The 20,951-nt window shown below is 75.6% G+C and carries 16 protein-coding genes; 9 read left to right on the forward strand and 7 right to left on the reverse strand.

Annotated elements, in window-relative coordinates:
• Positions 1–67 precede the first annotated feature (67 nt).
• The 5 genes from ABZ457_RS24150 to ABZ457_RS24170 all read right to left on the reverse strand — a co-directional run bounded on the left by ABZ457_RS24150 (position 68) and on the right by ABZ457_RS24170 (position 6,489).
• Entirely contained in the window at positions 68–1,609 is a 1,542-nt protein-coding gene (locus ABZ457_RS24150; protein WP_359160763.1) for a hypothetical protein, read from the reverse strand.
• The gene (locus tag ABZ457_RS24155; protein ID WP_359160766.1) at positions 1,606–3,588 is read right to left on the reverse strand and encodes a hypothetical protein; all 1,983 of its coding nucleotides are present in this window, start codon (positions 3,586–3,588) and stop codon (positions 1,606–1,608) included. The genes ABZ457_RS24150 and ABZ457_RS24155 overlap by 4 nt, the downstream gene beginning before the upstream one ends.
• Before the next feature lie 194 nt (positions 3,589–3,782).
• Positions 3,783–5,177, reverse strand: coding sequence for an NADP-dependent succinic semialdehyde dehydrogenase (locus ABZ457_RS24160; RefSeq protein WP_359160769.1), 1,395 nt, complete (start codon positions 5,175–5,177; stop codon positions 3,783–3,785).
• A 71-nt stretch (positions 5,178–5,248) separates the two neighbouring features.
• Complete coding sequence (locus tag ABZ457_RS24165; RefSeq protein WP_359160772.1) at positions 5,249–5,626, reverse strand: hypothetical protein; 378 nt, start codon at positions 5,624–5,626, stop codon at positions 5,249–5,251.
• 188 nt (positions 5,627–5,814) lie between these two features.
• Positions 5,815–6,489 carry a DUF6629 family protein gene (locus tag ABZ457_RS24170; protein ID WP_359160775.1) on the reverse strand — a complete coding sequence of 225 codons (675 nt, stop codon included), beginning with the start codon at positions 6,487–6,489 and terminating at the stop codon, positions 5,815–5,817.
• Between the two features lie 544 nt (positions 6,490–7,033).
• On the opposite strand from ABZ457_RS24170, the gene ABZ457_RS24175 reads away from it, so the two are divergent.
• Positions 7,034–7,948 (forward strand): S1 family peptidase, encoded by a 915-nt coding sequence (locus ABZ457_RS24175; protein ID WP_359160778.1) that lies wholly within the window; start codon positions 7,034–7,036, stop codon positions 7,946–7,948.
• Between the two features lie 159 nt (positions 7,949–8,107).
• On the forward strand, positions 8,108–8,374 hold the full coding sequence (locus ABZ457_RS24180; RefSeq protein ID WP_359160781.1) for a hypothetical protein: 267 nt from the start codon (positions 8,108–8,110) through the stop codon (positions 8,372–8,374).
• Positions 8,375–8,551: 177 nt separating this feature from the next.
• Here ABZ457_RS24180 and ABZ457_RS24185 read toward each other — a convergent pair whose 3' ends face one another.
• Complete coding sequence (locus ABZ457_RS24185; protein ID WP_359160784.1) at positions 8,552–9,064, reverse strand: ATP-binding protein; 513 nt, start codon at positions 9,062–9,064, stop codon at positions 8,552–8,554.
• 243 nt (positions 9,065–9,307) lie between these two features.
• Here ABZ457_RS24185 and ABZ457_RS24190 point away from each other — a divergent pair, with 243 nt between their 5' ends.
• The 3 genes from ABZ457_RS24190 to ABZ457_RS24200 are packed head-to-tail and all read left to right on the forward strand — an operon-like array spanning position 9,308 to position 13,986.
• A complete protein-coding gene (locus tag ABZ457_RS24190) occupies positions 9,308–11,800 on the forward strand; it encodes an FHA domain-containing protein (RefSeq protein WP_359160787.1) in 2,493 nt (830 codons plus the stop codon).
• 6 nt (positions 11,801–11,806) lie between these two features.
• Positions 11,807–12,982, forward strand: coding sequence for a hypothetical protein (locus ABZ457_RS24195; RefSeq protein ID WP_359160789.1), 1,176 nt, complete (start codon positions 11,807–11,809; stop codon positions 12,980–12,982).
• Positions 12,982–13,986: a serine/threonine-protein kinase gene (locus ABZ457_RS24200; RefSeq protein ID WP_359160791.1), complete on the forward strand. Its 1,005-nt coding sequence runs from the start codon at positions 12,982–12,984 to the stop codon at positions 13,984–13,986. Before ABZ457_RS24195 ends, ABZ457_RS24200 begins: the two co-directional genes overlap by 1 nt.
• Positions 13,987–14,043: 57 nt before the next feature.
• Here the strand turns inward: ABZ457_RS24200 and ABZ457_RS24205 are convergent, their stop codons facing one another.
• The gene (locus ABZ457_RS24205) at positions 14,044–15,324 is read right to left on the reverse strand and encodes a streptophobe family protein (RefSeq protein ID WP_359160793.1); all 1,281 of its coding nucleotides are present in this window, start codon (positions 15,322–15,324) and stop codon (positions 14,044–14,046) included.
• Positions 15,325–15,625: 301 nt separating this feature from the next.
• On the opposite strand from ABZ457_RS24205, the gene ABZ457_RS24210 reads away from it, so the two are divergent.
• The 4 genes from ABZ457_RS24210 to ABZ457_RS24225 all read left to right on the forward strand — a co-directional run bounded on the left by ABZ457_RS24210 (position 15,626) and on the right by ABZ457_RS24225 (position 20,580).
• Positions 15,626–16,891: a DUF6777 domain-containing protein gene (locus ABZ457_RS24210; RefSeq protein WP_359160806.1), complete on the forward strand. Its 1,266-nt coding sequence runs from the start codon at positions 15,626–15,628 to the stop codon at positions 16,889–16,891.
• 186 nt (positions 16,892–17,077) lie between these two features.
• Positions 17,078–18,580 (forward strand): PHB depolymerase family esterase, encoded by a 1,503-nt coding sequence (locus tag ABZ457_RS24215; RefSeq protein WP_359160795.1) that lies wholly within the window; start codon positions 17,078–17,080, stop codon positions 18,578–18,580.
• A 166-nt stretch (positions 18,581–18,746) separates the two neighbouring features.
• Complete coding sequence (locus tag ABZ457_RS24220; protein ID WP_359160809.1) at positions 18,747–20,072, forward strand: tannase/feruloyl esterase family alpha/beta hydrolase; 1,326 nt, start codon at positions 18,747–18,749, stop codon at positions 20,070–20,072.
• Positions 20,073–20,193: 121 nt separating this feature from the next.
• On the forward strand, positions 20,194–20,580 hold the full coding sequence (locus tag ABZ457_RS24225; protein ID WP_359160797.1) for a DUF6479 family protein: 387 nt from the start codon (positions 20,194–20,196) through the stop codon (positions 20,578–20,580).
• Positions 20,581–20,951: the final 371 nt, after the last annotated feature.

The raw sequence follows: 20,951 nt of genomic DNA on the forward strand, positions 1-20,951 counted from the left end.
GCCGGGCGTTTCGAGCGCCCGGCCCGGTGGCCCGCCGCCGCGTCAGGAGGTCAGCGCTGCCAGGAGGTCAGGAGCGGCTCGCCGTGCAGTCGGCGGAGGTCGGCCGCCCGGTCGGCCAGGCGAGGCCGACGAACCGGATGCGGCCGGGCGCGTCGGGCGAGAGCTCCACCACGGAGACCGCCTTGTTGTACGGGTTGCCGTAGTTGTCGAGGCAGATCCAGCCGCTGGCGCCCTCGACCTTGCCCATGCCGTGCAGCCGCAGCCAGGCGTCCCGGATGCGCCCGAGGTCCGGGACGACCGGGTCGGCGTCGTCGCGCATCCGGATCGCGGTGATCGCGGTGAGCCCGGCGTCGTAGAAGGTGATGGTCCGCGAGTCGGTCAGCTCCACCTCGCCGATGTCGCCGACCTCCTTGCTGCCGGCCAGGTCGGCGAGGGTCCGGTACGCGGCGGCGGAGCCTCCGGTGGCCGGGGCGCCGGGCGAGGTCCAGGCGTCGGGGTGGGCGACGGAGGCGTACTGGAGGGTCACTCCCTTGCGGAAGGCGTCCCAGTCGAGGAGCTTGTCGGAGGAGAGGGTGGAGGCGCCGGAGCCGGTGATGACGGTGTACTTCTTCTCGGTGCAGCCGCGGTTGCCGAGTTCGTTGACGAACTGCCGCAACTGGACGGGGCGTCCGGCGAAGTAGACGACCTTCGCCGAGGAGGTGCAGATGGTGTCCACCATCTGGTCGAAGGCGTTGGCGGTGGTCCCCTCCTCGTGGAACTCCTCGGGCGCGCGGTACTGCTCGGGCGCACGGGGCGAGCCTGCGGTCCGTGCGGCGAACGCCCGCTTGAGAGCGTCGACATAGCTGTCCCCGGTGCGGATGTCCTCGACGACCAGGGTGTGCTTCGGGTCGATGCCCTTGTTGAAGTGGGAGAGGGCGCGCGCCTGGTCGGTGGTGGTGGGGACGACCCGGGCGAGGCCCGGATAGGCGTCGGGGCGCTCGGCGCTGTTGCCGGAGTCGTCGGCGGTGATCGGGCCGCCGACGACGGGGATGCCGCGTTCGCGGGTGAGGTGGGCGATGGCCTCCTGGGTGGTGGCGGTGGAGACGTCGAAGCCGATGACCGCGCGGAGGTTGTGCTCACGGGACTCGGACATCGCGCCGAGCTGCTCGGAGACGGCCCGCCAGTGCTCGTGGTTGCGGCCGGGGTTGGCGAGCAGCAGCCGTATCGCGGGCTTCTTGCTGTTGGAGTGGTGGTTGGCCCGGTACTGGGCGAGGTAGGCGCCCTGGACCTCGTGGAGGGTCTTCTCCTGCTCGAACGGCTGGGCCGGCGCCATCGGGAGCATCACCGCGACGGAGACGTGCGGTTCACCGGCGACGCGGTCGTTCTCGGCCTTGATGCGCGCGCTGACGGCCTTCAGGTTCTCGGCGAACGCGAAGCCGCCGTCGGTGACCCCGGTGCACTCCCGCCGGCCCTCGGGCCCGCGTTCCTCGACACCCCGGGCGCAGGCCGGGTCGGGCCGCAGCAGGACGGCGGTGACCCAGCCGGCCGCGCCGAGGACGATCAGCACGGCGGTCAGCACGGCCGCCTTGGTCAGCGGCCCGCCAGGGATTCTGCGCAGGTAGGAGGTCATGGGGCGGCCCCTTCCGGTACGGGCAGTCGGGGGGCCTGGGTGCCGGCCCGGAGGCGGGCGGGCCAGGCGGTGGACGCCTCGCGGTAGGCCGCGTGCGCGGCCCGGTTGCCGTACAGCGTCTCCAGCGCGATGCGTACGGTGGTGAGCTGGTCCTCGCGGGGCGCGAGGGTGAGCGGGTCGGAGAGCCGCCACAGCAGCGGGACGAGCCGGGCGACGGCCTCGTGCACGGGGTCGGGCGCGTCGCTGCCGCAGGCGGTGCAGGAGAGGGCGGCGGCGGGCGGGGGCGGGTGCCCGGGCCGGGGGTGCGGGGCGGCGCACACGGTGTTCAGGGTGGCGAGCCAGCGTTCGGGCGGGGTGACGGTGTACCGGTGGTGGAGGGCGACGACCACTTCGTCGGCCCGTCCGAGGGCGAGGCTGTGCACGAGCGGGGTGTCCCCGCGCGGGTCGCACAGCGAGCGGAGCCGCAGATGGGTGTCGCGCCAGCGCTCGTACGGGGTGGTCGCGGCGAAGCGGTGGCGCAGCAGCAGGTCGAGGGCGCGGTCGCCGTCGAGGCAGGAGGCGGCGCGGTGGGCGTCGGCCTCCCGGATGCGGGCGGCGGCCAGGTCGGCCGTGTGGTCCTCGGGGTGGGCGTAGGTCCACAGGGCCTGCCGGGTGCCGGGGTCCTCGGCGGCGGAGAGGAGCACCAGCCGCTCGCGCTGGACGGGGTCGGGCAGCAGGGCGGCGAGCAGTTCACCGGACGCCTCGTCGAGGAGGTCCGCGGTGTCCAGGGTGCCGTCCTCCCCCACCCGGCGGACGGCGGTGTCGGCGAGGATGCGGGCGGCGGCGGCCCGGCCCCCACCGTAGCGGGCGACGAGCCGGGGCAGGTGCTCGGGGTAGTCGACGGTGCCGAGCATCCGGGCGATCTCGGTGCTCCCGACGTCCGGTATGCCGACGACGAGGGGCCGCTCGGCGGGCGCGGCGGTGCCGGCGAGTTCGCCGAGGGGCGGGTGGCGGCCGGTCCGGCCGAGCTGGGTCGCGAGGACGACGGGCCGGGTGGTGTCCCGTCCGCCGGGCCCGAACGCGCCCTCCAGCAGGGCCAGCAGGGCGGGCCCGGGGCCGGTGTGGGCGTTGTCCAGGAGGAGCAGGGGGCGGGGTTTGCGGTTGAGGCGGCGCAGCCGGCCGTAGCCCGCGTCGATGTCGGCGAGAAGGGCCGCGACAAGGTGTTCCTCGGCGGTGCGCCGGCGGTCGTCGAGCCGCCGGAAGACGCGCACGAACTGGAACAGGCGTTGCAGGGAGTCCCCTTGGTAGCCCTGTGCGGCGGTGAGCCGGTCGCCCCACCAGGCGAGGGCGCCCTTGTCGGGTTCCCCGCGTACGAGCTGGTTGCGGGCGGTGTCCAGGACGACGCCCGCGATGGTGTCGAGGCCGGGGACGGCGGAGAGCACGAGCGGCAGGTTGTCGGTGACGAGGTCGAACCAGCGGCCGAGGCTCTCCCGGCGGCGGCGGGTGTCGGGGTCCTCGGCGGTGACGATCGCCCGCAGGTCGGCCTCGGCCCGGCGCAGGTCGGCGGGGCGGACGTCGTGCTCGCCGCTGCCGGGCGGGCGCCAGGCGGTGACGACGAGGAGGCCGAGGGAGAGCCGGGGGAAGCTCAGCGGGCGGCCGAAGTGGCGGACGTCCAGGCCGAGCCGGTAGGCGAGTACATAGAAGAGCTGGGTGATACGGCTGGCGTTGGCCGCCTCGTCGTCGAGGTCGCTGACGCCGGGCTCGCCGAAGCCCGGGGCGGCCAGGTCGGCGCGGGCGAGCGGTATCCGGCCGCTGTAGGCGTCGTGGACGGCGCCGATCAGGGCGGTCTTGCCGCTGCCCCGCCCGCCGACGACGCGGACGACCGGGGCGCCGGCGGGATAGGCGAACGGGACCTGGTAGCCGTCCGTGTGGTGCAGTCCGACGAGCCGCGGCACGAACTGCTCGTGCAGCGCCTGCTGGCCGTGCAGTGCTGTGCCCATGACGCCCCCGTCTCCCCCGGGCAACCCCGCGCACGCGAGGGCGCGGACACCCGGGCACACAACGGCACGGGAGATCAACTCACCGTGCACAGAGGGAATTTACCCGACAACGCGCGGTGAGGCAGCGCCTTGGACAAGGCCGGTGAGCGAGGGAACGGTGTTGAGGACAGGGCGGGGTGACGGTGCGCCGGCCGTCACTCCTTCCCGTACCAGAGCGTGGTGATGTTGCAGAACTCGCGGATGCCGTGGGCCGACAGCTCGCGCCCGTAGCCGGACCGCTTCACGCCGCCGAAGGGGAGGGCGGGGTGGGAGGCGGTCATCCCGTTGAAGAACACCCCGCCCGCCACCAGGTCGCGGGCGAACAGTTCGGCCTCGCCGGCGTCCCGGGTCCAGGCGTTGGAACTGAGGCCGAAGTCGGAGTCGTTGGCGATGTCCACGGCCGCCCGGGCGTCCGCGACCCGGTAGAGGGTGGCGACCGGGCCGAAGGTCTCCTCGCGGTGGATGCGCATGTCCTCGGTGACGCCGGTGAGGACGGTGGGCTCGTAGTACCAGCCCCGGGCGAGCCCCGGCGGGCGTCGGCCGCCGCACTCGGCGCTCGCGCCCTTGGCGAGCGCGTCGTCGACCAGTTCCTCCAGGTCGGCGCGGCCCTGCTCGGTGGCGAGGGGGCCGACGGCGGTGCCCTCGTCCAGCGGGTCGCCGACGCCGAGGCCCCGCATGGCGGCGGTGAAGCGGTCGCGGAAGGCGTCGTACACCTCGGTGTGGACGATGAAGCGCTTGGCGGCGATGCAGGACTGGCCGTTGTTCTGGACGCGGGCCGTCACGGCGGTGGCGACGGCCTTCTCCAGGTCGGCGGAGGGCATGACGATATAGGGGTCGCTGCCGCCGAGTTCGAGGACGGTCTTCTTGATCTCGTCACCGGCCACGGAGGCCACGGCCCGGCCGGCGCCCTCGCTGCCGGTGAGGGTGGCGGCGGCGACCCGGCGGTCCCGCAGCACGCCCTCCACGGCCCCGGACCCGATCAGCAGGGTCTGGAAGCAGCCCTCCGGGTATCCGGCCCGCCGGAACAGGTCCTCCAGGTAGAGGGCGGTCCGCGGGACGTTGGACGCGTGCTTGAGCAGGCCCGTGTTGCCGGCCATCAGCGCGGGGGCGGCGAAGCGGACGACCTGCCAGAGCGGGAAGTTCCACGGCATGACGGCGAGGACGACGCCGAGGGGCCGGTAGCGGACGAGGGCCCGCGAGGCGCCGGAGTCGGCGACATCGGCCTCGTCCGGGTGCTCGTCGGCGAGCAGGCCCTCGGCGCGGTCGGCGTACCAGCGCATGGCCTTGGCGCACTTGGCCGCCTCGGCCCGCGCGGCGGCGACGGGCTTGCCCATCTCGACGGTCATGGTGCGGGCGATGTCCTGCTGGTCGCCGTCGAGGAGGTCGGCGGCGCGGTGCAGCAGCGCGGCCCGCTCGGCGAAGGAGGTCGCGCGGTGCCGTTCGTACGCGGCGTGCGCGGCGGCGATCCGGCGCTCGACCTCCTTCTCGTCGTACGCCTCGAAGGTCTCGATCGTCTCGCCGGTCGCGGGGTTGACGGTGGCGATGGGCATGAAGGCTCTCCTCGGTGGTGCTGCTCGGTCGTGCTGCCGGGGGCGGCGGCTTCCGTGGGGGGAGGGAGGGGTCAGGTGTGGACGCCGCTGGCCAGGCGGAGTTGTACGTCCTTCTCCTGGTCGCCGGCCGCCATGCCCTCCTGGCGCACGTCGAAGCTGGTCTCCAGGGTCTCGGTCATCCGGTCGACGGCCCAGTAGCCGCCCTGGAGCTCGACGGTCACCGGGGCGGCCAGCCGGACGGGCTCGGCTTTGCCGTGCGGGTGGGAGACCTCGAAGGTGGTCGTCCACACCGTCCGGTCCTGCCGCTTGGTGTACTGGGGTGTCTCGTGGGCGGCCCGGTCCGAGTCGTACGACCTGCCGAGGGCGCGGAAGACGGCGTCGGCGTCCTCCCGGGAGCAGCCGGTGAGCGTCACCACGACCGACTCCTCGTGCTCCTGTGCTGTGTTCACGGTGCTCAGCCTTCCGTCGTGCGTGCGTTCTGCTCCGCCGGGCTTCGTGCTCCGTCCCGGCGTCGTGCTTCGTCCGGCACCGGACGAAGCACGACGCCGGCCGTCCGTGCGCGGGTACCCGCCCTCTCCAGCCTCACCCGCCGGGCGCGGGCCTGCGACCGGGCCGCGCCTGCGGGCGGGGGCCGGCCCTACCGGGCGGGGGCGGCCGGGCCGGCCGGGTGGCGCGGGGCCGGGCGGGAGCCGGACGGGGTGCGGCGCAGCGCCCACGCGACGAGCACCAGGGACGCCAGCGCGGCGGCCGCGCACCAGGTCGAGACGAACGCCGTCCGCCACAGCACGGCGCAGGCCGCGGCGGACACCCCGGTCAGCACGCCGAGCAGCCGCAGCACACGGTCCCGGGCGAGGAGGAGCGAGCCGACCGTGGCCAGGAGATAGCCAGCGAGCAGCCAGCCCGCGTGGGGCAGGCCGATCGCGTAGCCGACGGTCCGCTCCCGCACCTCGGCGCCGACCGTCCGGGTGGCCAGCACCCAGGTGAGTACCGCCGCGGTGACCGCGCCCACCACGGCGGGCGTGTACAGGCGGGCGCGGCCGGACGGGGGCGTCGCCAGCAGGACGCCGAGCGGTACCCAGGCGGCGAGCACAGGCAGCGCGATCACGGCCCAGGCGGTGGTGGCGGGACCGGTGCCGCCGCCCGTATGCCATACGGCGGCCTCCACGAGCTGGTGGGCGCCGAGGAGGAGGGGAAGGGCGGCGAGGGGGAGTTCGCGGACCCGGCCGTGGTGGAGGGTGCCGGCGACGGCGGCGATCCCGGCGGCCGAGATCGCGGTACCGGCCACGAGGTCGGCTGTGGCGCTCCAGCACATGGGCTCACCGTACGACGGTCGGGATCCGGACACCGGCGGGCGCTGCGCGAACAGGGCCGATCGCGGCATATGGGTGGGGCGCCCATGGCCTTCGGGCCCATGTGCGCCCGGCACATGGGCCCCGACCACACGGGCCCCCCCGCCCTGGGACACCGTCGCAAACGGTGTGTACACACGCCACGGCTTCACTCGATTACGCTCCGGCACAAATGCGGAGCCGGAAGCTCCTTTTCCGGGGGCCCTCCTTCGCGGAGGTGGTTGACGAGCAAACAACCGAATCGTTTGCTCCCGGCGGCACTCACGCCCCCGCACCCCCACCGCCCGGCCGCCCCGGACCCCTCCGAATCCCGGGACCGCCGCGATCACCGGGCGGACGCGCGTAGAGCGGCCGAAAGGCGATCTTGTGGCATGCCCCTCCGGAACCCAGGATTCCTGTCGTGGCGATTGTCAGGCACATGGCGGACCACTCCGCCGGACGCCCGGTGATCGCCCTTCCAAGGGCCCGCCCACCCAACGGGCCCCGGATCCCCCACCGGAGGATGCAGTGAATCTCAAGCGCCTGTCCCCCCTCGGCGGCACCGCGAAGGGCGTGCGGCTGATCGCCGTGGCGTCCGCCCTCGTCGCCGCCACCGCGCTTGCCGCCCCCTCGGCCCTGGCCGAGCCCGCGCCCGCCAAGGCCACCGCCGCCCAGCTCGCCCAGGCGGGTGAGGCGGTCGCACAGGCCGACGTGGCGGGCACCGCCTGGTACACCGACAAGGCGACCGGCAAGGTCGTCGTCACGGTGGACTCCACCGTCACCGCCGCCGAGATCGCCAGAATCAAGGAGCAGGCCGGCAACCGCGCCGGCGCCCTGGAGATCAACCGCACCGAAGGCACCTTCACCAAGCTCATCGCCGGCGGCCAGGCCATCTACGCGGGCGGCGGCCGCTGCTCGCTCGGCTTCAACGTGCGCAGCGGCAGCACCTACTACGCCCTGACCGCCGGCCACTGCACCGACAGCGCGAGCACCTGGTACACCAACTCGGCCAACACGGCACTGCTGGGCAGCCGCGCCGGCAGCAGCTTCCCCGTCAACGACTACGGCCTGATCCGCCACTCCAACTCCGCGGCGGCCGACGGCCGGGTGTACCTCTACAACGGCAGCTACCGGGACATCACCTCGGCGGCCAACCCGTCCGTGGGCCAGTCCGTCCAGCGCAGCGGCTCCACCACCGGACTGCGGAGCGGCACCGTCACGGGCCTCAACGCGACGGTCAACTACGGCGGCGGCGACGTCGTCTACGGCATGATCCAGACCAACGTCTGCGCCGAGCCCGGTGACAGCGGCGGCCCGCTGTTCGCCGGCACCACCGCCCTCGGCCTGACCTCGGGCGGCAGCGGCAACTGCTCGTCCGGCGGCACCACGTTCTTCCAGCCGGTGGTGGAGGCGCTGAACGCGTACGGCGTGAGCGTCTTCTAGCGGCACCGGTACACCGCACCATCTGCACCGAGGGCCGGCGGCCCCGCCACCAGGCGGACCGCCGGCCCTTCGCCGTCCCCTCCTGCCCTCCCGTCACCCCGTTGTCAGTGGTCCACGACATCCTTGACGGTCCGACACCTTCACGAGGGGAAGAGCGAGATGAACGAACCCGAACTCGCCGCCGCCCAGGCGTATGTACGGCTGCTGCAGACCGCGCGGGCCGCGCTCGCCGACCCGGGGCACGCGCCGCACGCCCTGCCGCTGCTGACCGGCCCGATGGCGGAGGCGGACGCGGCGCTCACCGCGGTCGGACTCGCGGGGAACGAGGCGCGGTTCTTCGGCCTGGTCGCCGCCCTCCCCCTGGCGGCCGGCGGCCCGAGGCCGGGCCCGGGCCACCCCGCCCACCCGGACCGCAACGCGGCCTGACCACCACCGGCGCCCCCGCCCACCGAGACGGACCGGCGGCGGCCGGCGGACCCACCGCGACGGCACCCCGCGAGACCGGCAGACCACGAGACCGACCCGAGGGACCGGCCGCCGGCCCGGAACGCGCCCCGGGGCCGAGCACGGATGCTCGGCCCCGGGCCCCTGCAGCGGTGCCCGTCAGCTCACCGCGGCGACCTCGATCGCGGCCGCCTCGGCGGCCTCGGCCGCCACGGGAAGCGGCAGCGGACGGAACTCGACGGCGGGCACCCGCGGCGCGCGCGGCCCCCGCAGGACCCGCTCGGCCTCCTTGACCCGCCGGCTGAACCAGATGACCTTGCCGTCCTCGGTACCGCAGGTTCCCCAACTGTCGCTCAGCTTGGCGACCTTGGCGAGGCCCCCGCGTACCGGGGCGGAGGTGTGGACCGGCGGCAGCCGCCGGTCGTGGTCGGCGACCGAGACCACCAGACGGCTCCCCGTCGAGCGGAGTTCGACCACACAGGTCTTGTCGCCGGAGACATGCCGGACGACGTTGTCGACGAGTTCGTCGACCGCGCTGCAGACCGGTTCGACATGCGGCGCGAGACTCCAGTAGCGCAGATGCGCAGCGACGATGCGCCGGATCTGCGGGATGCGTTCGGGCGATGCCGGCACTTCGACGATGTAGTGACAGGCGGCAACCGGGACGTTCATGAACGTGGCTCCTCACCGCGACGGCCCGTCATTCGCTGGACGGGTTGGAACCCCGAGTACGAAGAGTGAGCACTTGTCGCTTCTGGGTCACCACGAGGATGACCCGGCCCGGCCGGACCCGCAACCCGCACGGCCCGCGCTCGGTCGGCGCAATCAGACGGCCGGGGTGCGTGACCTGCGCCAGGGTTCGCACCACGGCCGGACCGCCGGGCGGCCGGACGGGCAGATCGTTAGAATTCGGACATGGCAGAGCGCCCTGTCGCACCGACGGCGCCCGAACTCCTCGTGGAAACCGACAGCGGATCCACGGTGCTGAGTCCGAGCCGGGACTACCACGTCGGCCGCGACCCCCTCAGCGACATCGTGATCGACGACGCACGCGTCTCCTGGCACCACGCGGTGCTGCACGCGGTCGACGACCACTGGACCGTCCACGACGAGGACAGCACCAACGGCACGTACACCGAGGGCCATCGCATCCGGCAGTGGAGCGTCGGCCCCGGGAGCGTGATCCGGTTCGGCAGCGCGGCGGACGGCCCGAGCGCCACCCTGGTGGGCCGCTCCCCGGCCCGCGCCGCGCCACCCGCCCCCGAACCGGCGCCCGCGCCCGCCCGCGAAGCCGCGCCCGGACAAGCACCCGCGGCCCCGGCCGGTCCGGACGGACAGCCGCCCGGACCCGAGCGGCAGCGGCCCGGGGCCGACCGACAGCGCCCCGGAGCCGGAGCCGCGCGCCCCTCCTCGGTGTCCATGCCCTCCGCCACCGGAACCTTCCGCCGCCCCACCACGGTCCGCCCGCTGCCCGCCCGCACCGTGCGCATCGGCCGGTCCCCCGACAACGACCTCGTGGTGGACGACCTGATCGTCTCCCGCCGGCACGCCGAACTGCGCTCCCTCGCCGACGGCGGCTACGAGATAGCCGACCTCGGCAGCCACAACGGCACCTACCTCAACGGCCGCCCGGTCGGCCGCGCCCCGGTGCGGCCCGGCGACATCGTGGGCATCGGCCACTCCGCGTTCTGCCTGGTGGGCGACCAGCTCCAGGAGTTCGTGGACACCGGCGAGGTCTCGCTCGACGTACAGGACCTCGCCGTCTCCGTGGACCGGGGCCGCAAGACCCTCATGGACCATGTGTCCTTCCCCGTCGGCGAGAAGTGCCTGCTCGCGGTGGTCGGCCCGAGCGGCGCGGGGAAGTCCACCCTGCTCAACGCGCTGACCGGGCTGCGGCCCGCCGACTCCGGGACGGTCCTGTACGACGGGCGCGACCTGTACCGCGACTACGCCGAACTGCGCCAGCGGATCGGCCTGGTGCCCCAGGACGACATCCTGCACACCCAGCTGACCGTCCGCCGGGCCCTCGGGTACGCGGCCGAACTGCGCTTCCCGCAGGACACCGCCCGCGCGGAGCGCCAGGAGCGCGTCGCCGAGGTGATCCGCGAACTGGGCCTGGAGGAACGGGCCGACCAGCCCATCCACAGCCTCTCCGGCGGCCAGCGCAAGCGGGTCAGCGTCGCCCTCGAACTGCTCACGAAACCGTCCCTGCTCTTCCTCGACGAGCCCACCTCGGGCCTGGACCCCGGGATGGACCGCTCGGTGATGCACATGCTGCGCGGGCTCGCCGACGACGGGCGCACGGTCGTGGTGGTCACGCACAGCGTGCTCAGCCTGGATGTGTGCGACCGGCTGCTGGTCCTCGCGCCGGGCGGCCGGATCGCCTACTACGGCCCGCCGGAGGACGCCCTCGCGTACTTCGGCACCGAGCAGTGGCCGGAGGCCTTCGAGGCGTTCGAGACCGACCGGGAGCGGGACTGGGCGGGGGCCTACGCGGCCTCGCCCTTCCATGACCGGTACGTCGCGGGCGCGACCGCCCAGCCGCCCGTCCCCGCCGGTCCGGCGACCGGGCCGGTGGCGCCGCCGCCGAAGGCGCAGAGCTGGGGCGCCCAGTTGCGGACCCTGGTGCGCCGGTACGCGGCGGCCCTCGCCGCGGACCGGACCTTCCTGGTCATCATGATCGCGCTGCCCTTTGTGATGGGTGCGATGGCGCGGGCCCTCGCGGGCAGCGTCCTGGACCGGGAGACGGCGCTCAACGCGCTGCTCATCCTGTGTGTGGGCGGGGTGCTGACGGGTGCGGCCAACGCGGTGCGCGAACTGGTCAAGGAGCGGGTGATCTACCGGCGGGAACGGGCGGTCGGGCTGTCCAGATCGGCGTATCTGATGTCGAAGATCGTCGTCCTGGGCACGGTCACGGTGGTGCAGGCGGTCGTGCTGACGCTGGTCGCGCTCGCGGGTGTGGACCTCAACGCCCCCGGTGGCGAGGGCGTGGTGACCCTCCCGCTGGTCGAGATCACCCTCGCCGTGGCCCTGCTGGCGTTCACCGCGATGATGCTCGGTCTGCTGGTGTCGGCCCTGGTGCGCAAGGAGGAGGTCACCATGCCGCTGCTGGTCCTCCTCGCGATCGTCCAGGTCGTCTTCTGCGGGGCCCTGCTGGAGCTGGACGGCGTGCCGGTCATCGAGCAGCTCGCCTGGCTGGTGCCGTCGCGCTGGGCGCTGGCGGCGATGGCCGGGACGATCGACCTGGGCCGGATCGTGCCCGGGGAGCTGAGCAGTGACCCGCTGTTCGCGCACTCGGTGGGGATCTGGCTGCTCGACATGGGCATGCTGGTCGTGCTGTCCGCGCTGTTCGGCTTCGCGGTGGCCCGTCTGCTGCGGCGGCACGAGCCCGCGATCATGCGGAAGTAGGCGCCTGTGACGAGCTGGGACTTCGCCCCGACCCATGTCGTGCCCCGCGCCGGGATGCCGGCCTGGGAGACCCCCGACACCGCCCGTCCCACCGCGCCCATGGACCCGCTGCTGCCGGTGCAGCTGCTGGAGCGGCGCGGCGACTGGGCGCAGGTCCTGTGCGTCAACGGCTGGTCGGCGTGGGTGGACGGGCGGCTGCTGGTCCCCGTCCCCGCCGAGCCGCCCCCGGCGGGGAATCCGACGGAGTCCGCCGAGGACCCCCGGCCGCTGCTGGCGCGCGTCGAGGACTCGCTGGGCCGCTACCGCCGCGCGGCGGAGGACCTGGCGGCCGGCCGCACGGACGGCGAGGGCTACCGGCGGCGCACGCAGGGGCTGCGGGTCGGGATGGTGGTGGACGGGGAGTCGATGTGGCTCTTCGACGCGGAGCACGAACGGTGGGTGCACTGCGACGGGGCGCGCCTGACGACGCTGACGGCGGGGTCCCCGCCCGTCGCGGGCCCGTCGCCCCCGGAGCCGGGCGGCGCGGACCCGGTTCCGGGGGCGCCCGCCGCGTCCCCCGCCCCGGCCCCGGACGCCGCCGGGCCCCCGGGGCCCGGCCCCGAACCGCCCCAGGTCGTGGACCCGGACGCGGACGCCGCCCGGCCCGCTCCAGGGCCGACGCCCGGTGACGCAGGCGAGCCGGCGGCGCACGAGCCCACCCGGGTCGTGTCGCCGGAGCCACGGCAGCGGAAGCCGGACGCGCCCGGGGCGGCGGAACGCGACGACGCCGCGCCCCGCACCGGTGGCGACGCGCAGCTCCCGGACGCCACCCGCCTCGTCGGCGCGACCCCGGCCCCGGAGGCCGCCGCGCCCGCCCCGGAGGCCCCCGAGCCGACGCGCGTCGTCTCCCCGGCACCCGACGCCCCCGAGCCGACGCGCGTCGCGGACCCCGCACCCGAGACCCCGGAGCCCACCCGCGTCGTCACCCCCGCGCCGGAACCGGCGGACGCGCCCGAGCCGACGCGCGTCGTCGCGCCGGCGCCCGAAACGCCCGGTGCCCCCGAGGCCACCCGCGTCGTCGCCCCCGTGGAGGGGCCGCACGAGCCCACCCGGGTCGTGGAGGCCCCGGCCCCCGGCCGGCCGGACCGCCCGGACCGGGCGGACCGGGCGGACCGGGCGGACCCGCGAGGCGGTGAGGGGTGATGGCGGAGGCCGCCTCACCGCACGCCGGGCGCCCGTCCGAGCTGGTCGGCCGCAAGGTCGCCGACTACCTCGTGGAGCGCGAGATCGGCCGCGGCGGCATGGCCGTCGTGTACCGGGCCCGCGACCTGCGGCTGGACCGCACCGTCGCGCTCAAGCTGCTCGCGCCCGAACTCGCCCGGAACGACACCTTCCGGCAGCGCTTCAGCCATGAGTCGCGGGTGGCCGCATCCATCGACCACCCGCACATCGTCCCCGTGTTCGAGGCGGGCGAGACCGACGGGATGCTCTACATCGCGATGCGCTACGTCGCCGGGCAGGACCTGCGCGTCCTGCTGGACCGCCAGGGCCCGCTGCCGTTCCCCACGGCGGGCCGGATCGCCGCCCAGGTGGCCTCCGCGCTGGACGCCGCGCACGCGCACGACCTGGTGCACCGGGACGTCAAACCGGGGAACATCCTGGTCGCCGAGGGCACCGACAGCGAGCACCCCGAGCACGTCTACCTGACCGACTTCGGGCTGACGAAGAAGTCGCTGTCGCTGACCGGCTTCACCACCGTGGGCCAGTTCGTCGGGACGCTGGACTATGTGGCCCCCGAGCAGATCTCGGGCCGTCCGACCGACGGCCGGTGCGATGTCTACAGCCTCGCCTGCGTGGTGTTCGAGACCCTGGCGGGGGCGCCGCCGTTCCGGCGGGACGACGACATGGCGCTGCTCTGGGCCCACCAGTACGACCCCGCGCCGCCGCTGACGGAGCAGCGGCCGGATCTGCCCGCGGCCGTCGACGCCGTGCTCGGCAAGGCGCTGGCCAAGGCCCCGGAGGACCGGTTCGGTTCATGCACCGGCTTTGTGGCGGCGCTGCGGGCCGCGGCGCGCGCCGGGAAGCCCCGCACGCCCACCCGGGTGGTCGGGCCGGGCGGTGGTCCGGGGGACGAGGACGGGGCGGGACGCCCGCCCGAGCCCCCGCGCTGGGCCCGCCCGGTGTTCCGCGGGGCCGCCGCGGAATGACCCCGTACCGCGCCCGGTCGGACGGCCGGGTCGGTCCTTCACGCCTTCACGGGTGGGTCAGTCCTTCGGCGGGGCCTCGCCCTGGTGCCGGAAACGCGTGGCGAGCAGGCCCCCGACGAACCCGGCCACCAGCCCCCAGGCCGCGCCCAGCCCGATGTTCTGCCACAGTCTCGGCCGCAGCGACACCTCGCCGCCGAGGTCGCCCCCGAGGTCGCCGATGCCCAGCAGGGAGAGGCCGTAGTGCGCCTCGACACGGGCCAGCAGCGACACGCACAGCACGGTGACCGCGAGGGCGACGGCCAGGTGCAGGGCGTGCCGCCACGGTGGGATCCGGGCCGGGGAGCGTACGGCCATGAGGAAGCCGGCCGCGAGGACGAGGACCACCGCGCCGGCCAAGAGCCACCAGGCCCGCCCGTCGCGTCCGGTCAGGGTGCCGAGGTCCACCGTGGAGAGGTCGCCGGTGCGCAGCACCTGGTCGAGGACCTGCGGCATGGGCAGCCCGAAGGGACCCTCCACCCGCCCCTGCCACGCCCCGCCGAGCCCCACGGTCAGGGCGAGCCACATCAGGTTGGGCAGGCCCAGCAGGATGACGGCGAAGGTGTCGGCGGGGTGCCCGCGGGTGGCCGCCACCACCAGCCCGATGACCAGTCCGACGGCGAGGGTGGCGAGGAGCAGCACGACCATGGCGTGGGCGGCGGGGCGGACCCCCTCCTGGAAGCGCAGCAGCCGGGAGGGCAGCGGCGCGCCCCGCGAGACGAGCAGGGCGAGGGCGAGCACCCCGGCCAGCCACAGCAGTCCGATGACCAGGGTCTGCGGGACCTCGGTGCGGAAGCCGACGCGCGGTTCGACGCCGAAGAGGTCGCCGATGACACCGCCGGTGGGGTCGTCGAAGGTGATCTCGAAGGTGTGGCGGGCGAGGACGGCGAGCCCGGTGAGGCCGAGCAGCCACAGCACGGCGATCCGCAGGGCCCAGCCGGCGAGTTCGGGCGCTCCCGCCACGGCCCGGCGGCGCAGCGGCCGCAGGAAGCCGGCGGCGACGGTGAGGGCCCCGGCGACGGTGACGGAGAGCGGGAGGGCGGTCAGTCCGGCGTCGGTCTCGGCGATCGCGCCGGCGTCCCCCGCGACCTCGACGGACCCGCCGGCGGCCAGGACGACGACCGCGGCGACGACCTTCACATAGGCGCCGTCCGGGAGGTCGGCCGCCCCCGCCGCCCACAGGCCCAGCGCCGCGACGACGATCATGGCCACGAGTCCGGCGACCACGGCCAGCAGTGCCTGGGGCCAGCCGTGTGCGGCGCGCGGCGGCGCGGCCGGGTCGGTCGTTGCGTGGTCGCTCACACGGCCACGCTAAACAGGGCGCGGCGGGGGCGCGCCCCGGGAGGAGCCGACCGCGTCCGCGTGCGGGGCCCGGGGCGGGCCGGGCAGACGACTTGCGGGCCCCACGGCCGCCGGGCAGACAATGGGCGGGGAGGGGGAGGCCCGCGGACCGCGCGCCTCGTCCGCGTCTTGCTCAGGGAAGAAGCGCCCCATGAGTACCGAACCTCCGTCACCGTCCGGATCCTCGGGGTCCCCGTCGTCCGGGCACCCGCCCGCCGGTCCGCCGTCGTCCGACCGTCCGACGGGTCCGCCGTCCGGGCCGCTGTCGGGCGGCTCGCAGCCGGGTGCGACGCGCCCGGACTCCTCGTCCCCCGGCTCTCCGCCACCCGGTCCGGGCGGCTCGGGCGCGTCCGGTCCGCCGAGCGGCCCGGGCGGTGCCGGCGGCCCGGGGCCGGGTGGTCCAGGTGGGCCGGAGGGCGGCGCGCACGCCGGCTCCGGCGGGCCGGGGCGGCCCTGGTGGCGGTCGGCGCCCCGGATCGCGCTGGTGTCCTGTGTGGTGATCGCCGCGGTGGTCGCCGCCGTGGTGCTGACCCGACCGGGCGGCAGCGGCGGCGGTGAGCAGGGCGAGGTCTTCCTCCAGGCGGCAAGCACCAGCGGTCCCGACCCGTTCACCGAGTCGACGGCCCGGGACGCGGCCCCGCCCGAGGCGTCCCGGTCCCCCGAGCGCAGCCCCACCGGCACCCAGGCCACGCGCAGTGTGCGCGGCTCCTCGCCGGGGCTGTACGGCGGGACGCGTGACGTCGCGAGCTGCGACGTGGAGAAGCAGGTGCGCTTCCTGTCGGACGCCCCCGACCGGAACCGGGCCTTCGCCGAGGTGCAGGACATCGCGCCCGACCGGGTCCCGGCGTATCTGCGGTCGCTGACGCCCGTGCAGCTGCGCATGGACACCCGGGTGACCAACCACGGCTTCCGGGACGGCGGTCCGACCTCCTACCAGGCGGTGCTCCAGGCCGGGACGGCCGTGCTGGTCGACGACCGGGGCGTGCCGCGGGCGCGCTGCGCCTGCGGGAACCCGCTGCTGCCGCCCGTCGCCCAGGACACGACCCCGAAGGTGGTCGGGGACCCGTGGCCCGGCTACCGGGCGTCGGAGGTCGTGGTGGTGGCCCCGGCCGAGAAGCCGGTGAAGGAGTTCGTGCTCTACGACGCCGAGTCCGAGGGCTGGATCGCGCGTCCCGCGGGCGACACCACCGGCAAGGGCGACAAGGAGACGGAGGAGCCGTCCCGTGACGGCTCGCCGAAGCCGGACCCGTCCGACTCGCCGGACCGGTCGCCCGGTGAGTCGCCGCCGTCCTCCGAGGACCCGGGGGGCGATCCGCCCTCGGAGCAGCCGCCGTCCGAGCAGCAGCCCCCGCCCGAGGACCCGCCGTCCGCGCCGCCGCCCTCCGAGGAGCCGCCGCCCGCGTCCGAGCCGGGTTCCCAGCCCGCGTCGGAGCAGGCGCCGCCGCCCGCGTCCGATCCCGCCTCCGATCCCGCTCCGGACGCGCCGCCGAGCCCGGGTCCGCAGTCCGCGCCGCGGGCCGCGGTCTGACCGGAGCTCCCGGCCGCCGCCGCCCGAACGGCCTTGCGCGCGGCGGCCGTTAGCGCGCGGGGCGCTGTCGCGCAAGGGGGTGCGGCGAGGCGTCGTGGGGCACCGCTATGGGTGCCGTCACCATGTCCCGCACCCACGGTCCCTTCCTACCGTGACCGGCGTCACCGTCGGCTGCGGGAGGTTCGGATGTCTCGTCGTGAAGGGCGGCCGGAGCGCGTCCGGCCGCGCCCGGTCCCGGGTTCCCCGGGTGCCCGCCGTCCGCTCGGGCGGCTGCTCGCGGTGCTGGCCGTCCTGCTGGGCGGGCTGTGGTTCGCCCCGGCCCCGTCCGCCCGGGCGGCGGTGCCCCTGGAGCGGGTGGTGTCCTTCGGCGCGAACCCGGGCGCGCTGGAGATGTATGTGTACCGGCCGGCGTCGCTGCCGCCGCAGCCGGCCGTGGTCGTGGCCCTGCACGGCTGCACCCAGAGCGCGCAGCTGTACGCGGACAACGCGGGCCTGACGGAGCTCGCGGACCGCCACGGCTTCCTGCTGGTGTTCGCGGGCACCACCTCGGCGAACAACCTGAGCAGGTGCTTCAACTGGTTCCAGGCGACGGACAACCGGCGCGGCCAGGGCGAGGCGGAGTCGGTCCGCCGGATGGTGGCGCACGCCGAGAGCGCCTACGGGGCCGACCCGGGCCGCACTTTCGTGACCGGGCTGTCGGCGGGCGGCGCGATGACCGCGGTGATGCTGGCCGCCTATCCGGACGTGTTCGAGGCGGGCGCGGTCGTCGCGGGCCTCCCGTACGACTGCGCCCGGGACGCGGGCCCGTACCCCTGTATGAGCCCGGGGTCGGACCGGACGCCGGCGGCCTGGGCGCAGCGGGTGCGCGAGGCCCATCCGTCCCACGGCGGGCCCTGGCCGCGGGTGGCGGTCTGGCACGGCGACCGGGACACCACCGTCGCCCCGCGCAACGCGGACGAGCTGCGGGACCAGTGGACGGCGGTGCACGGGATCGGCCAGAGCCCGGACCGGACGGACACCATCGGCCCGAACGGCACCCGGCGCGAGCAGTACCTCGACGGGGCCGGCCGGGTCGCGGTGGAGGTGGACCGGGTGCCGTCGACCGGCCACGGCACACCCGTGGACCCGGGCAGCGGCCCGGAGAACTGCGGCGCCACGGGGACCGCGCACTTCATCGACTCGATCTGCTCCGGCCGCTGGATCGCCGGGTTCTTCGGGCTGACGGGCGGAGGCGAACCGGACCCGGGGACCCTGCCCGCACCCACCGGGCTGACCGTGACGGGCACCACCGGCAGCACGGTCTCCCTGCGGTGGGACGCGGTCCCGGGCGCGACCGGTTACGCGGTCCGCCGGGACGGCACCGTGGTGGCCCGCCCCATAGAGGCGGCCCATACGGACACCGGCTTGAGCGTGGGGTCCCGCCATACGTACACGGTCGCGGCCCTCGACACGGACGGCACCGAGGGCGCCCGCTCCGCGCCGGTCACGGCCACCACGGCGGGCGGCGCCGTCTGCTGGACCGCGAGCAACTACGCCCATGTGCAGGCGGGCCGGGCCACCACCAGTGGCGGGCGCACCTATGCCAAGGGGTCCGGCCAGGACATGGGGCTCTACAACACGTTCGTCACCCACACCCTCAAGGAGTCCCCGCCGGGGCACTACGTCGTCGCCGACGGCGCCTGCCCCTGAGCCGGTCCCGCACCTCCCCCTGTCCCTCTCACGCGTCCCAGGAGGCCGTACCGTGCGCTCCACCCCGCCGTCGGGCACCGTCCCCGCTCCCCCGCCCCACCGCCCGGGCCACCGGCTGCTGCCGCGCGCCGCCACGGTGGCCGCCCTGCTGCTCTGCGTCACCGCCGTGCCCGCCGTCGCCCGGCAGTCCGCCCCGCCGGCGGGCGGGGCCGGGCACTGCGCCGGCGTCGCCGAGCTGCGGGTGCCGGGCGCCCAGCGGGTGACGGCCGCCTGCCTCGACGAGCTGACGACCGCCGGCACCGTCGCCTCCGGTCACACCGACCCCGCCGACTGGGCCGGACTCACCCCCGCGGGCCTCGCCACCCCCGGCGGGGTGCCGGGCATCCAGTTGGACGGCCACTTCCAGGACGACTCGGCCGGCAACACCAACCACGGCTGGATGCGGGACTCGCAGTTCGTCGTGCGGCTGCCCGACCGCTGGAACGGCGGCCTGGTGATCGCGGGTTCGCCGGGCGTGCGCGAGCAGTACGCCAACGACCGGGCGATCTCGGACTGGGTGCTCGCGCGCGGCTACGCCTTCGCCGCCACCGACAAGGGCAACACCGGCGCGGATTTCCACCGGGACGGCACGGCCCCCGGGGACGCGGTGGCCGAGTGGAACCGCCGGGTCACCGAACTGACCCGGGCGGCCCGCGCGGTCGTCACCCAGCGCTACCAGCGCCCGCCCCGGCGCACCCTGGTCACCGGTCTGTCGAACGGCGGCTATCTGGTGCGCTGGCAGCTGGAGAACCACCCCGAGCTGTACGACGGCGGAGTGGACTGGGAGGGCACCCTCTGGCGCGCCGACGGCCCGAACCTGCTCACCTTCCTGCCCCCGGCGCTGCGCCACTACCCGGTGTACGCGGCAGGCGGGCCGGGCGCGCCGCGCGCCCACCGGGAGCTGGTGCGGGCCGGGTATCCGGCGGGCTCGGAGTTCCTGTGGCCCTACCACCACCAGTACTACTGGGACCTGACGCAGCGGATCTACCGCGAGGAGCTGGACCCCGGCTTCGACGGCCCGCTGGAGGGCGGCACCCCGTTCTGCGCCCCGGGCACCCCGGCGTGCGACGCGGACTACGCCTACCGCCAGCGCCCCCGCGAGGTCCGCGAGGCGGTACGGAAGATCGCGCTCACCGGGCGGATCAGAAAACCCCTGATCACCCTGCACGGCACCCTCGACGTGCTGCTGCCGATCGGCGAGGGCTCGGACGTGTACGCGCGGATGGTCCGCGACGCGGGCCGGGGCTCACTGTTCCGCTACTACCGGGTCGAGGGCGGCACCCATGTCGACTCGCTGTACGACGCGTTCCCGGACCGGCTGCGTCCGCTGACGCCGTGCCACCGCTCGGCGTTCACCGCCCTGGAGACCTGGATCGGGCGCGGCGAGCGCCCCGCCCCGAGCCGTACCCTGCCGCTCCCGCCGCCGGCCGGGGCGACGGCGCGGACCTGCTGAACCGCTGCTCGCTGCGCGGCTGAGCCCCGGCCCGGGGCGTGCCCGCGCGACCCGGGCGGCGGGGTGCGCCGTCCGGGTCGATCACGGCGGTCATCGGCGCCGGACGGGGTAGTCGGTAGGCATGACCCTTCACAGTGCATCGGCCCACGACACCGCCACCGAGCTCGCCAGCGACGGAGCCCCGGCGGTCATCGTCTTCCTGCTCGTCGTGGTCGGTCTGCTGGTCCTGCTCGTGTACGTCGTCTGGCGGCAGGGCGCCAACCGGCGCCGCGACTCCGCGCCCACGCGGGACGAGCTGCCGACCCCGCCGGACCGCCAGTCCCACGTCGAGTCCCGCCTCGAACCGGACGAGATCGACCCCGAGCAGGGGCACCAGACCCCCGGGCGGCTCACCCCGCACGAGATGCACGGCTACGGCAACATGGGCAGCCGGCCCGTCGCCGAGCCGCCGGAGCGCGACGGCGACGACGACACCGCCGCGCCCGGCGACCGGCGCCCCGGCGCCTGACCCGGCACGGGACGGGACGGCGGCGGCCGGTCCCCGCGCCGCCGCGCCCGACCCGCGCGGGCGGCCGCGGTTCTCCACCGCCCCCGCCGTCTCCACCGCCCCCGCCGTCCCGTGCCGGGTGCTCCCGGCGCGCGCCGCGCCGCGTTCCGCCACAGGCTGGGAGGTGCCGTCGCCCCGGGCCCGTCCCGGCGGCGCACCACGGCCGGAGCGGACGGAGGCGACGCGTGGAAGCCAGCACCACGACCGGGCCGGCGGGGCCGGGGGCCCCGGCCCCCACCACGGGGGGGGCCCACCCGGGGAACGGGGGGGGCGGGGGCCGGGGCCGGGGCCACCGGGCCAGAAGGGGGGGGAGGGGGGGGGGGGAGGGGGGT

Origin of the sequence: Streptomyces sp. NPDC005805, assembly GCF_040630445.1 — a bacterium.
Taxonomy (GTDB): Bacteria; Actinomycetota; Actinomycetes; order Streptomycetales; family Streptomycetaceae; genus Streptomyces.